The following is a 14787-nucleotide window of genomic DNA, read 5'->3' on the forward strand; positions in this document are numbered from 1 at the left end:
TTGGTAGGCTTTTTAGGTTCAATGCCCCGCTCGCCGAGTTCAGCCTTCCATTCTGACCCTTGAGGTCGCTGCATTCTACTCTAAGCGATCTAAGTTAACTCCCAACTCAGCAGGTAACGATAAGGGATAGTTGGTGATATTATAAATCTATTTTTTCAGACGGAAAATTTTGGAAATTTCATTATTTTTGATTCGTTTCCTGGAAGCGAGCGCCGGAAATCAGATTTTATCAGGAATATTCTAAAAGAACTAAAAGCAGGTTTTGTTGTGGTCATAACAGTACCAACAAATGAAACAGTTGAGGCAAAATTTAAAAGAGTTAAGGTGAAGATAAGCGCATTTGAGTAAAGAATTTATAAATTTAAAGTTAAATTGCAATTGATTTCGCTAATGCCATAATCAGGATTATGACCCTGGCGTAAAACAAACCCGACACCGCCAGTGAGATTTTTGCTAATACCTTTTGCATTGAACTTAAACTCATCAAGTCTCATTTTTGTTTCACCAACCGATTGATTGATTCTGTATTCACCTTCAATTGCAGCAAGATTTTTTAAGGTCAGCTTGGCACCGAGACCCGGTGAGATGGTATAAAAAATTAGATTGGTATCGGTCCTGGATAGAAGTGGGTCAGCCCCATCCCTTCTTGAAAGACCAAATAGTCCCAAAATCGTGAAAAAATCACTTACTCTTTCGCTCAATTTTGTATCAAGACCAATGGTTCTGTAATTGTATAAAGAAGTGTCGCCTAAAAAGTTGTAATAAGAATTATAAAACGCCGAAAGGTTGAAGTCGGTATCTTCCCTTAAGTTGATAACTGAATTGATTGCCCGATCGGTCTTTATCTCTCTTCTTTGGATGCTCATCGTATCCGTACTATCTGCACCGGGAATAAAAAATCCTAAACCGATATTCTCTTCTCTTTTGAATTGCGGGTTAACTGAAATTTTTTCACTGATCTTGAATCTTGAGGAAATCCCAATAATCTTACCCTTTTCATCAGCGGTCTTCTGCTGGAGATTTCTGATATTATAGGCCCGGGTCCGGGAATTAATCAAATTTGAGAGAAAACTAAACCTTTCTTTTTGAAATTCAAAACTGTGATTATACTGAACATAGTCAAGTTGCTTAAATAGTGCAAGATAATTTCTTCTTATACTGGTTGAGGTTGCAAGTGTTACGGTCTTCACCGGATTTACCTGAATTCCCGCCCTTCCATTGTGATTTGTTGTCTTTTGGTTCAAGATTGTGTTTTTTGTTTCAATTCTATATTGACCATCGAGTCTTACTTGTTCAAAAGGTTTAAGGGTCATAAAAGAACTTAAAATATCTGACCCATCATTTATCGTCAAATAACGATAATACGAGACATCCCCCCGGATTTTTTTGAAATTCAAACCACTTGATGCTTCATAATTGGTTTTGAACCACTTTTTGTTATGCCACTCCTGCTCTAATCTACCGCAAAAAGTTATCTTTTTGATCTCGAATCGCCTGATACCAATTCCGGCTCTATCACCTACATAAAGATTGTTTATTCTTTTGTTGTAGAGAAGATATATTTGGTCATATTCACCCTTAATAGTATGGCTATTCTCAAAACCAAACTCCATCGTCTTTGAATGTTCATACAAATAATCAATCTTTTTACTGTCCTTTGCAAATTCACCATTAAAGTAATATCTGTAAGAATTTTGTTTCTTTCCTTTTCCTCCAGTCGCCGCTTCACCGAGGCTATCTTTCTCCGGATCTCCTTGTCTAATCATCCCCCCTCCAGAAATATCAAGCACACCAAGTTTGATGCCGCTGTTTGCCTCAACAAATTCCTGCTGAAAAATCCTTCTTTCAAGCCCAGCAAATGCCAAATCATTATTTTCATAACTGCAATTTAGCCAGAAAAATCCTCTTGAAAATTCACTACTAACCCGCCTTGAGTTTGCATCGCCCATCTTTTTGTAATCACCCCTCAAATTCGCTCCGCCATAGTTTACCCCAAAATCAGCCCCAGTAATCTTTAGGGAATCATACACCTGTTGACTTAACCCTCCTTCTAATCCCTTATATTCAGCACCAAATCTACCACCATAAAATGGCTTGGTAAAGTCAATCCGGTTTGTCTCATAGATAACCTCTATTATCTCTTCTCTTTCAATAATTCTCTTGAGAAATGTGATTGTTCCACTCCGATAATCAATTTCATAGTCCTGACCCTTTATCTGTTGGCTTCTCACCTCGCCCCTTCTAATCCACACTATTTCCGAATTATATACAACCGGCGTATAGGATAAATAAAATGGTCCCTGGGTTAGATTGCCATTGAATACTTGAAATTTTATTTCACCCTTTGGCGCCGAGTAAAATCCTGCGCCACTAAAATTTTCGTATTTGCCTTGGCTATATAAACCAATAACCGATTTTTGCAAAAAATTTTCTGGTAGGCTAATATCTCCTACTGCAAATCCATAGGTCTCGGTAGTTGCCTTTATAAGACCCCTGGCCTGGGTATTTGGATTATCGCTTTCAAAAAATTCGCCCTCTACTTTCATACCATTTCTCAGCTCGCCATCAATCTGGAAGTTCAAAAAATTACTACGAAATGAATAGGGATAGAAACCAATCGGTGCGGTTCCATAATGGAGAAATTTTGCCTGATAAATAAAGCCATCGTGGCCCTTGATATTAAGCGAATCAGTTAAAGAATCCTGGGACTGCTGAGTGAAAAATAATAGCGTCAAAAAGACCATCGGCTAATTATTTTTGCTACCCCATTTTTAATCGCCTTTATAATCGCAATCCGATACTCAGGTATTGTGAAAGCGGCAATTCCCTATGAATGTAAATAGTATAATCCAGCGAAACCCGCCGGCTCAAAAATCCAGCGCCAGTTGAGAAATTCTTGTCTTCAATCCCAAATCGTATTGGCAAAACCACCACGGGCTTCCATTCAAGGCCCAAACCATAACCAGGATGATGACCACTGGCAAGGGTCTGTTTCAGAACCCCGGATAAAAGAATCTTCTTTCTAAATTCAAAAGAACAACCCAAATTTGCGGCAGGTAAAACCTTTTCTTCAAAGTCATTAGACCATTTCAATTTCAAGGGCAATAAATCTTGCAATGTTATGCCGATTTTAAAGGTGTTTCCACGTGTATCCATGTCATTATCCGCCCCAATCCGCGTGATTGCCAAAAGTGTGGCAATCCCAAAGTTGATGCCTGAGCCAGTGAATTTTGCTAATTTAATGTGGTTCAGTCTTGATATCAATGCCAGATTGAGCCGGTTGAAAACTTGTGTGCCGAAAGAGATAATTCCAGTATTGCTTGTAAATTCTGCTGTTCCATTATAAACAATCTCGGGATAATTTGTGCCTGGGATAGTATCTGAGCCCTGTTCAGTTAACGGTATATCACCAGTTGATGCCCTTATATACGCAATTCCGATGCCGTATCTGTATCCATCCGTATCATTATCCGTATAAATCCGCGTAAGTGGCGCAGCCACCGCCAGATAGTCAAACTTTGTCCCGAAGAATAAACTGCTATGCATGCCAGTTATCATTGGTCCCTCCAGACTAACGATACCACTCGGATTCCAGAATACCGCATTGGCATCATCGGCAATTCCAACAAAGGCGTTACCCAATGCCCTTGCCCTTGCCCCGGCGCCAATATCCAAAAAAGAGAGTTCACAACCGGCCTCCTGGGCAAGAAGGGAAGATACAAAAACTGAAAAAGAAACAAAGAAATACTTCATTGTACTCCTTTCTGATGTAAAAATAAAATCTTTTTACTACATCTAAATTTCCCATCGGTCCTTAAGATACAGAAATAAAGACCAGAGGAGACAGCCGAATTTCTCTCGTCTTTTCCTTGCCAGATTGCAATATAATTCCCGGGTTTCTTAACTTCATCAACAAGAGATTTTATTTTTTTGCCATTAAGGTCATAGACTTCAATTTCTATCTTTTTATCGCGATTTTCAACCTTATAACTAACCCAGATTTCAGTACCCCCGGGTATTGGATATATGTTAATAATCCTATCCTGAAGGCGATTATCCACATTAGATTTTATCCTTTCACTAATTGCCTCCATTAATTGACAATGCTTGTAATATATCTCCGGATTGCCATCGCGGTCATCCTGCCAAATAAGGTGTAACTTGTTCAATGAAGAAGAAATATAAGGACATATAGTATAACCAGTGCTTTTTGTCAAAGTGGTTTCAGGTTGCCAGGATAGACCAGCATTTTTTGACCATCTATAGAATATACCACAAGTGTCATCAAAATAACCATGCCACACTGCAAAAACTAAACTATCGTAAGCCAAAATGTAAGGAGAGCGAGAGTCAACACCAAAATCACTCAACATCTGAAGAGAACCCCAGGTATTTCCATTATCAATAGACCGCATATAGTAAATCCAATCCCCTTCATCCCATATTAGATGAATAGTATCACCTTTTGCCCACAGCCTTGGTTTTCGGATAGGTCTTTGATATCCACCCTCATGAATAATTCGCACGGTATCCCAAGTAACACCATTATTTGTTGACCTTAAGTAATAAATATGCCATATCCATGTTCCAAATGGGAAATCATGCCACACAATGTTGATACTGGATTCTGAGGCACTTATACAGGCTTCCGAGGAAATAGGACTTGCAACTGGTTCAATTACAGGTTCCCAAGTATTGCCTTTATCTGTGGAACGGCTATAATATAGGTGTCTATTTACATAATCTCTCCATATTACATGAACCAGGTCGCCATAAATTGCAAGGGATGGTGCATATGCATGGTATCCGGGCAGAGAAAGAATTGTTTCTGGAAGCCAGGAGGATCCAAAATTTGTAGATCTTATGTAATGAATAGTAGCCGTTGATTCTTCTTCCCAAACAATATGAACATAATTACCTAACGAAGCAATTGATGCATTTTGGGATTTACCAAAGGTACTGGTTAATCTTATATCAGACTCCCAAGTCATACCCTGGTCTGTTGACCTCTTATAATATATTTCCCAGTTTCCATCTCTTCTGTCCCACCAGATTATATGAATAGTATCCCTTTGACCACTTAGGCAATATGAATTTTCGGAAGTAAGGATTGAGCTATCCGGGTTAAAGGTGAGCCTCGTGTCTTGCCCCCATTGACCATAAAGAATATACGGTAAAATTATGAATATTATGAAGCCATCCTCTTTTAACATTTTAATCCTCTATTTCTTATTCTTTTATAACAAAAAACTTCCCTTCTTTTTCCTTAGATTCGCTTCCACTCTTTGCCTGCACCAAGAATCCATAGACACCATTATTAACCATCTCCCCAATCTCATTTCTGCCATCCCAGACAAATTCAATGATGCCTGAACCAGAAAAGATTTCGTCTCTGTAGACGACCTTACCCGAAAGGGTATAGATTGTCAATTTTACATCGGCTTCAGCCGTGAGTGTAACCCTTATCCTGCACACACCCTTATTCGGGTCAAAGGGCGATGGGTAGGCAATGGCCTCAGTAATCTCAAGGGCAGGTGAGGCCGGTGAACGACTCGTAAGACTTATTTCAGGTTCAATCAAATAAGGAATAATAAACTTGCATACCCGGTCATTGTTTCTATCTGCTACAAAGACCTCTTTTACTACACCACCTGAAATTTCACTGACCGCAACACCCTCAGGCTTATTAAACTCACCGGGTCCTGAACCAATTGTGCCAAAATCCAATAATCTATTGCCGAAGAAGTCATAACACAAAATCCGATTATTATTTCTATCCACAACCCAGATATAGCCACGAGAATCTACTTCAACATCAGCTGGTTGGTTCAGCCCTTCACCGAACTCTAGCATAAGATTACCAAATTCATCGAAAACCTTGATCTTTCCTGCCTCGGTATCGGTTGTATATATCCTTATTCCTCGTCTATCCCCGGTATTCTGCGGGATTTCTGCAGAGCAGAAATCCACACCCTCAGGATGTCCAAGTCCAGTAATTATTAGATTAAAGTTCCCTTCTCTATCTGTCCGCACAACCCGATTATTATTCTGGTCCGCAATATAGATTTGAGATAACCTATCCACCGCAACACCATTTGGTTTATTAAAACCCGTGACAGTCATCAATGATTCACCTGTGGGTGAGAATTTTGTAATACAATCACCAGCCCATTCTGAGGCATAGATATTGCCATAAGCATCTATATCAACACCATTTGGTTTACGCACATCAAAGATATTTAATATCAGATTCCCGTAGGGGTCGAATTTCGCAATTCTATTATGCTCAGGGATTGGATTTGAGTTTCTATCTGCAACATAGATGTAACCCGCCTCGTCTACTGCCACACCTTCACACTTATTAAAACCGGTAATCTCAAAGGAATATTCTGGCTCACCAACAATTATTAAAACCCTATCTTCGGTCTGGTTATTAACCAAGTCACGCACCACTAACCTGATTGTGTATCTACCATCGTTGAGCAAATCAGTATTCCATTCTGTAAGCAAGCCATTTATTACTGGAGTATTTGATTCCTTTATCAATGTCCAGTTTTGTGGGTCCCAGCCAATCCCGTAATAGACCTGATATAGGGCAAAGTGTAGGTCATTCGCGGTGCCGATAATCTTTATTGTTCTATTTGCAAGCGTTGAATCTAATGGTGAGATTATCATTCCTTCAGGTGGTGTATTATCTAAAACCAGATTATTGCTATTGATTTCTTCTCTATTTTCAACATGGTCCTGAGCATAATAATCAAACCGATACCAGCCATCGGGTCCCTCGCACCTCAGACTCGCTATACTATCAGGGATAATCACCCAGTCATTTTGTGCGAAACGAGTTTCGCTACTCCATTTATTATTCTGGAGTAGCCGGGATTGGTCTGCATTATCTTGCCCTAAATTGCCCTCAATTGTCCTAAATTGCCCTAAATAAGTAAATCGGTATGCCAGATTCTCCACGCCAGAAGCTACCCCATTTGACCAAACATCATAAGCCAGCAGGTCCAGCGGCGTTTGTGAGGTAATAAGCACTGAATCACCGGGCAAAGGATGGTTCGGCTCCCCAATTGTCAAATCGGTATTCGGTGGCGTCTCATCAATTGCCAGAATTTTTATAATTGTTTGATTATTCCCCAGATGGTCTATTGCATAAGTAAAGAAGTTGTGTAGTCCTTCTTCGTAATTCTGTAAGTCAAACTGTACAGAATTGGCAAAATAGTTCCAATCCCCGGGCTCAATCTTATACCTTGCCGAATCAACACCACAGCCCTCGTCATGCACAGTTATTTTAATCTGCGTAAACCTTCTTAAATATACTGGCTCTTCACCGTATTTCGGCTCGCCAATTTCAATTGTTATTTCTGGTGGAGTATTATCAAGGTAAATAAGTTCCTCTTTTGTCTCTTCTATGTTACCCGCATAATCTACGCTTCGATAGTAGATTTTATACTCGCCATCAGGAAGACCAACAACGGTAAACGGTTCACGGTAAACGGTGAACGTCATAGTATCACCGATTGAATACTCTGTATACCAGACGCCAACCCCGGAGTCTGTGGCAGTAAACCAGATTAAGGTATTAGAAGTAATATAAGTCGGCTCATCACCGTATTTAGGTTCATCGATATGAATTTCAGTTATTGGTGGATAGTTATCTACATAGAATGAATCAAGTTTTATCGGCGAGGCATTTGCTACCCTATCAACTGTTTGGTATGAAACCTTATGCCAACCATCTCCAATCAAAAATATCGTTGCCAATGAATCATTCTCAGTCTGCCAGGGTCCATCATCAATTGAGAATTTCACTAAACCAATACCCGAGCCATCGTTTTGATAAACCGAATCCCTGCCCCATAAGTTTATCGGTGTTTGAGAAGAAACATACCAGATACCGTTGTAATAGTTAGAAGGCAGGCCAACTTTAAATCCCAGCAAGGGTGCCTGTTCATCAATGAATAGGTCAAAGGTTTTCTCCCTTAAATTTTGAAGACTATCCTTTGTTTCAATATTTAAATTATGAGAACCCTGGTCATAGCCATTCAAATTAAACTGAACTGAATTGTAGAAATCATTCCAGTTTCCGGTATCAATTTTGTAGCGCGCGGATAAAAGACCAGCTAATGTATCAATTGCTGTAAGTGTTAGTTGTGTCTGCCATCTGATATATTTTTCATAAGATGGTTGCCCTTTTGTTAGAATAATTTCTGGTGGTGTGTTATCAATCATAATTGAGATTGTATCACTCCCAAGATTGCCCAAGGGGTCAACGCTTGTTGCAGTTATAAGCACATCCCTTCCATCATAAACCTGGCGGGTATCCCATTGAAAATCCACTCCAGGATGCGGCTGTATTCCAATATCACCCCAGAATTGATTATAAAACTTCCAGGAGACTGGATAATCCCCACCATTGAGGATCTCCGCCCTTAAATTCACTATTCCAGCATTCTTTGAATTATTTGTAGGTGAGACAATCTCAATCGGCACACCTTGGGCAACCAGGAAATAACCCTGCTCCTCATTGCTTACCCTGCCAAATTCATCCTTTGCATATACCTTATACCACCACTCGCCATTACCTGCATAATTACCATATCTATCTTTCCCATCCCACCAGATTGATAGTGTTTCATAAGGCGTAACCGAAAAGACCGCGCGTTCATCAAGTTCGCCTTCAAGGTCATATCTTGAGTAATAAACCTGTGCCGATTTATTTACCACAACCCGGATTTTCTCACGCTCAAAGATATGTTCAATCACTGGATAACGCTCACCCGCAATCTCAAGATGAGGAATTGTATCAAGTTCAATAACTCTATATGCGACCGCACAATTCTTTTTCAAAGTATCATCTGTGTTAATCTGTGATTCTTTTTTATCTTTGGCCATCTGTGTACTCTGTGTTTTCATGAAATCCTTTACCTTTCCATCAAAAACAAAAATCTTATTCTTGCCCGTAAGAATCTCTAACTCAACGCTATAATTTCCGAGCGAATCTGAATAGAACGAAATACTATCAATCGTATCGCCCTTTTCTCCGAGATTGGCAGGTGGTTTCACAAATTGCCATGCATTGCCTTTGATTGCCCTCTCCTGTCCTCCTGAACCTCTCCCACTCCTTAAGAGCTCTGCAATGTCATATATATCATCCAAAGGGTCAGTAGCAATCGCAAAGAGATATTGATTCGGGTTTGCCTTGCCGATGAGCCTTACCCTTCTCCCGGCCTCAACAATTGCATTTTCTATCTTTGGTCTTCCGCGCACCGTGACTGTAGTATCAAGAACAGCAAAGATTGAATGGGTTGTATCTCCGGGGAAGAAGTTAGGAGCAAGGATTATTAAAAAGGTATTGCCATCGTAAGAATGGCTGGATGGAAATTCTATCAAATCGCCTTCATCACTGACGGCATAGAATGTAAGATGGGTTGTATCAATATCAAATGTGTCAAGCTCAAAGTTATTGAAGCGATAGGTAAGGGTTGGTCTTTGTAAAGGATCTGGAAATTTTGCCCCCTTTGGTCTGAGCCAAACAACCGGTTTTACATTTTCTCCCAAATAAGGGACATTTCCGCCAAGACCACAGTTTCTTATTGAGACCGGCATAATTGCTGCAATAGTATCTTGATTGAAAGAACTTGATGAAAAATTTAATTGCGCCCGCCAGTATGGTGAATGAACGGTTTGTGCCACAAAATTTGGTCCAGCAGGTTGACCTATTTTTACCCTGGCAATCTTTATTGAATCAGGATAGGTATCCAAAGAATCACTGAAGTGCTGTAAAATCAGATTTACATTTCCATAGACCATTGAAACATCCCAGAAACAAAGCGGACCAAAAGTTTCTTTTGGTGGCATCATCATTTTTGTGATATAACCAATCTTTTCTCCATCCCAGTAGAGCATCTTATAATAGGTATTGCAGATGCCATCAATCTCAATCCACTTCTTTGGCTGTTCTATACCGTGAATTTTATTTAATTTTGGTTTAAACCAATCGTGGACATTTTGACCAAAACCACCGGTATAATAATTGCCAAGACTCAAATCCGAATTTGTATCACCATCAGGATAGATAATCACAGTCTGCCAGTCGTCAACCTTAAGCCAGGGGTTAGAGTTTGCGCCAAAATACCAGAAAGTTAAACTATCACCAGTTTGTCGGCCTGATTTAGGGTAAAAGAAAGAATATTCACACTTTTCATTCCTCAGTCCATCAATATCAAATTCATCAGTAAAGACCAACGGCGAATCTGCTTTAATTATGCCATTTACAAGATTTTCGTCAAAAAGGCTCTGCCAGGTTGGATTCCACAAATTCATATCTACACTGCCCCGAACAACCAAAAGCCCTTCTCGGTGTAATGTATCAACTTTTACACAACTGTGTCCTGTGGTTTTCGTTGCCTCCATCTTGAGCCATTGCCTCTGGTCAACAGTATCAGATGGTTGTAGAAGGTCTAAAACCAAGGTATCAGCAACGCCATACTTATTGCTGTCAGCAAGATAAAAACAGGTATCTGAATTGTTTGCAGTTTTTGCCCATTTTGACTCGTTAGAGGATGTATCTATTGTCAAGTATATATTTGTTGTAAATATATTGTTGGCTTCGCCAAATCGTAGCTCGACGCCATATTTATTTATTGTTATTGATTGCCCCTGACATTCAGGCCAATACGCCATTTGCCTACCTTCAGCCCAGCCATTACAAGTTATAAAATCAATATTTGCAAATGGCCAACAAGTATCACCGCTGAAATCATAATTTGCATCAACCTCAGGATCATTTAACCAAGCAGATTCATATAAATTTCCGATAGCACTATCTATTTTTACAGGGTGATAACCAGAATACGAGCGGTAAAGCGATGTCGTATCAGGAAGATAAGCAGTATCTGGCTGATATCCTGTAATCCACGCACACCAATATTGCCGGTCTTGATTATAAACACCGCGACGAAATCCGCTGCCTTGAGTATAAGATGTTTTTAACATGGCATGCTCACCTGGCCTAAGCCAAGAAGAATCAAATTCTACGAGACCGTGTGTGATATAAGAATACACTTGCCACTGCCCGGTATATTGCGTATAAGTGTGGTATCCACTTGGTGGCAATTCAATTTGCGGACAATCATGTATACCGATTTTCCACCTATTGGTTCCTGATAAAGGCTGTATGTCAAACGCCCTAACTTTCCAATCAACATTCCTAAACTTATATGCCTCGGCATCCAATTTATAACTGAATTCCTGAGGTGGATATATCTCACCATTGGCAGTTGCACTGAATGAAAACTCACCCAGTCCATCATAGACCGAATCACCGACAATACCTCTAAAATATCTTTGAGGAATTGAGAAAATTAAGGAACCAACAGGGACACTGTTCAGAGCATAAAATGGTGGACTCATCCCGATTACAGAATCAGTGGAATCCGAGTTTACTGCGGTGAGTCTAAAATAATAGGTATCTGGCTCAGCAATATTTGAGCCGTGTCTTCCATCCCAGGAGACCTGGCCCGTCCAGTTTCCTTTGATATACTTTCCATCACAGAGTTGAATAATCGGTTCGTTATCTTTTATGACCTCTATCTTCACATAACCATCCTGAATTAACCTGTAATAAAGGGTGACATAATTCAAGATTGTATCATAACTCGGATAGAATTCAGTTGGAATGACCCAGAGGCTATCAATCTCAAAAGGTGTTATAATCTGAATATTTTTCACTTTTTCTGCATAGCCTTGATTATCCCAGCCTTCAGCTGAAATTTTTACCCGATATAACCCACTTCCTGCATAACTTCCCCATTCAGTAATTCCGTCCCATCTAAATGGCTTTTTTTCTTTGATTATTATTGGATTATCATAGGCTTTTGCCTTTGACTTGCCAAAAAAGATTTCTCTATTATCAGCCAACATTCCGTTTTTCTTGAATGTCAAGCGCATCTCTTTATTATCGGTCTTAAATGAAAAGCCATTTAGTGTTTGGTTACTAATTCCAGTAAATTCCAATTTGTTGCCAAAGACATTAAAATAGATCGAACCAATTGAATCAATTATTTCTATATAACTTCCATCAATTCCCTCTATTATTCCACTCCAGGAAGTATAATCAGTCGTATCCAAATCAAACCACTTACACCAGAAAATCGTATTCGTATCTCGTAATTCGTATTCGTTTCCTTTGTCATTCCCATCTTTACCCTCGTTCACCCCTATTCCCTCTTTTTCACCCTCGTAGAAGTAATATCCCTCTACATTAAGAATCTCAGGTGCGCCTTTATATGGCACTATATTATATCCATAATCACTAAACACCTTTTTATTATTGGGATTGAATATTTCCAAATTTACATTGCCACAACTTTTAGAAATCTCGTAATCAACAAAAAGTGTCTCTCCATTTAGCGGTTCAAACGGGAATAAACCATTTCCACCTTTAACTGATGGAATAACTGTATCAACCGATATTTCAATACCCACTCCACCCTTCACTTTAACATTCCGATAAACCACACTCAAACTCTCTGTTCCCTTTTCGTATGTGGTTAGTCTCAATATGTATTCGCCTTCACGCAAATTCCTTAAATCCCAATACCCAATTGTAGAATTTGTAATTACCTCTTTTATTGACCGATTTTGCGGTCCACCCGGCTCCCTATAACCTTCTGGCACCCAAATTCCTATTGCTTGCCAGCCTGTGCCACCCTCGCCCCTTCTGGAAGGGGATGAGTAGAAACCTCTCGGTACTTCTGGCTTTCTTTTATACCACAACTCATACTTCCCAAACGGCTCGCTATTCTCCAAGTTCGGGTCCGAAGCCCAGCCTTTAATTACAATAATTCCTGTGAGATTAGAATCACCTTCTGCTGGATAGGTAATCTCACTGCCCAGCGAGCCTTTGACAAATTGTGCAGAATGAATACTTTTATTCCCAGCCCAATCATAAGATTCAATCCTGAAGGTATGTTGACCGCGGGCAAGGAAACCAACATCAAAGGTTGAATCATAATTGCTTTCTGGGGTTGTGCCGATAAAGATGGTATCAAGATAAATCCTTGCGGTTAATCCCTTTTTGTTTTCTGGCACATCATCATCTTCGTTTTGTTTGAAATAGAGGGTTGTCCAGGCACTGTCTGTTTTTACAACAAAAGGCTGACAATAGCAATCTTTGATAATTGGTCTTGTCTTATCCACCTTCAGTGTCTCCGGACAAAATTCAGTGATTTCAGTGGTATTTCCTGCCTTATCCTTCGCCCAGGCTTTTGCCTTATAATGACCATCTGGCAAATAACAACCATACCAGTTTTCTGACTCTACAATATAAAGCGTATCCCGAACTCCATTTGTATCAATATCCCAATATGGAAATATAAGGCTTCGTTCATAAACTTTGGTTGTATCATTAAGGTTTGTATATTTTAAAGAAATCTCAGTCCATTCATTTGTAGTAAAGATGAAGGTCATACACGGGTCATCAAAGGTAAATGGGTTGGGTGAAAGTGGCTGGAGAACGGTTATTTCGGGCGGTGTGGTATCAATCAAAAAACTGTCAATCGCCGTAGTATCATTGCCTGCTCTATCAGAGATTGAAACTCTTGCATAGTATTTGCCGTCATAAACAAAGTTTATTGAATCAAGTCTTATCCAAACTCTTGAACCCTGACCAAACCAGACATTTTCGGCATCTTTGGAATAGAGCATATTATTTAGAGAATCCAAAATTTCAACCGTTGCCCTTCTATCCGGTGGATTTGGAAAATACCATTGTAAGTTATCAGTAGCGATAAAGATAACCGGCATTATTGTATCGGCATTTGGTGAATAGACCATCAATTCACTGCCTTCAAGATGTGGGGAAGTAATTACAATCTCGGGAGGCGTATTATCAACAAAGAATGGCCAGACTGTTTGGTAACTCTTATCACCATCTTTAATCGCTACTTTTATTAAGTAGCGTCCGTCAATAAAATCAAGCCTGAGCGTGTCAGTAAGAATCCCAGGTATGTAAGTGAACGAGTCATTTGGCACCTGATAAAAAGTAGTATCATCAGGAACCTGGTAATATAGTGATAAACTTTCTTTTGGTGCAGGTGCACTGAAAGCAACTTTTATCGGGACAAATTCAGGAAACCGATATATTGTATCTATAGGTGGAGTTATAATCGTAATAAAGACTGCCCAGGGATTGTAATATAATCTTGTCGTTGCTAATCCTGTATTGGTCTGATTATCTGAATCAACACTTTTGATTTTGACTTCAATATAATTTTCCGGGACAAAGAGATATTCTTGGGGTATTTTATAGAAGAATCCCTGACCTTCACGACCCAAGGCGCTTGGCCATTGCATTGTCAAATAACCAGAGCCATTTAAACTGACCTTTGCCTCAGCATTGGCAAGAAAATAGACATTGGTTCTACCTTTCAAGAATATTGAATCCCCAGGCGATTTGATTGTATCATTAATATTGGGCAAGACATAGGCAGTCCTTGCGCCACCCTTAAACACAATCGCACTGTCAATGGAAACACTTACCGGCGGCTCAAGAAAATCACGGATATATTCCCACTTCTTTAGCGCATCGGCATGGGCAAGGCAATTGTCTTCAATCATCTCCCGTTGATAATTTGGACAGGCCTTGGCCGCGATATCCTGACTATTCGTTTGAATCACTAAATCTGAATTATGATTCCACCACTCAAGGGTAAGCCCTGAGGCAATTACTGTGCCACCTAATACCCAGTCACCAGCCAGGATTATTGCCGCACCAATCGC

The 14787-nt window shown here is 39.8% G+C and carries 4 protein-coding genes; all 4 read right to left on the reverse strand.

Annotated elements, in window-relative coordinates:
• Positions 1–353: 353 nt before the first annotated feature.
• From ABIL39_06985 to ABIL39_07000, 4 genes are read right to left on the reverse strand one after another with little or no spacing between them, the layout of a single operon-like run.
• Entirely contained in the window at positions 354–2744 is a 2391-nt protein-coding gene (locus ABIL39_06985) for a hypothetical protein (protein ID MEO0165863.1), read from the reverse strand.
• Positions 2745–2781: 37 nt separating this feature from the next.
• Complete coding sequence (locus ABIL39_06990; GenBank protein ID MEO0165864.1) at positions 2782–3753, reverse strand: hypothetical protein; 972 nt, start codon at positions 3751–3753, stop codon at positions 2782–2784.
• The gene (locus ABIL39_06995) at positions 3750–5213 is read right to left on the reverse strand and encodes an exo-alpha-sialidase (protein ID MEO0165865.1); all 1464 of its coding nucleotides are present in this window, start codon (positions 5211–5213) and stop codon (positions 3750–3752) included. The genes ABIL39_06990 and ABIL39_06995 overlap by 4 nt, the downstream gene beginning before the upstream one ends.
• Positions 5214–5229: 16 nt before the next feature.
• Positions 5230–14685, reverse strand: coding sequence for a FlgD immunoglobulin-like domain containing protein (locus ABIL39_07000; protein ID MEO0165866.1), 9456 nt, complete (start codon positions 14683–14685; stop codon positions 5230–5232).
• Between the last annotated feature and the right edge of the window lie 102 nt (positions 14686–14787).

The organism is candidate division WOR-3 bacterium, assembly GCA_039802205.1.
GTDB lineage: Bacteria > Hydrothermota > Tepidihabitantia > SM23-42 > JAOAFX01 > JAOAFX01.

Bases quoted from the DNA above. Each gene is read 5' to 3' on its own strand.
- ABIL39_06985 (MEO0165863.1), bottom strand. From the start codon at position 2,744: ATGGTCTTTTTGACGCTATTATTTTTCACTCAGCAGTCCCAGGATTCT.
- ABIL39_06990 (MEO0165864.1), bottom strand. From the start codon at position 3,753: ATGAAGTATTTCTTTGTTTCTTTTTCAGTTTTTGTATCTTCCCTTCTT.
- ABIL39_06995 (MEO0165865.1), bottom strand. From the start codon at position 5,213: ATGTTAAAAGAGGATGGCTTCATAATATTCATAATTTTACCGTATATT.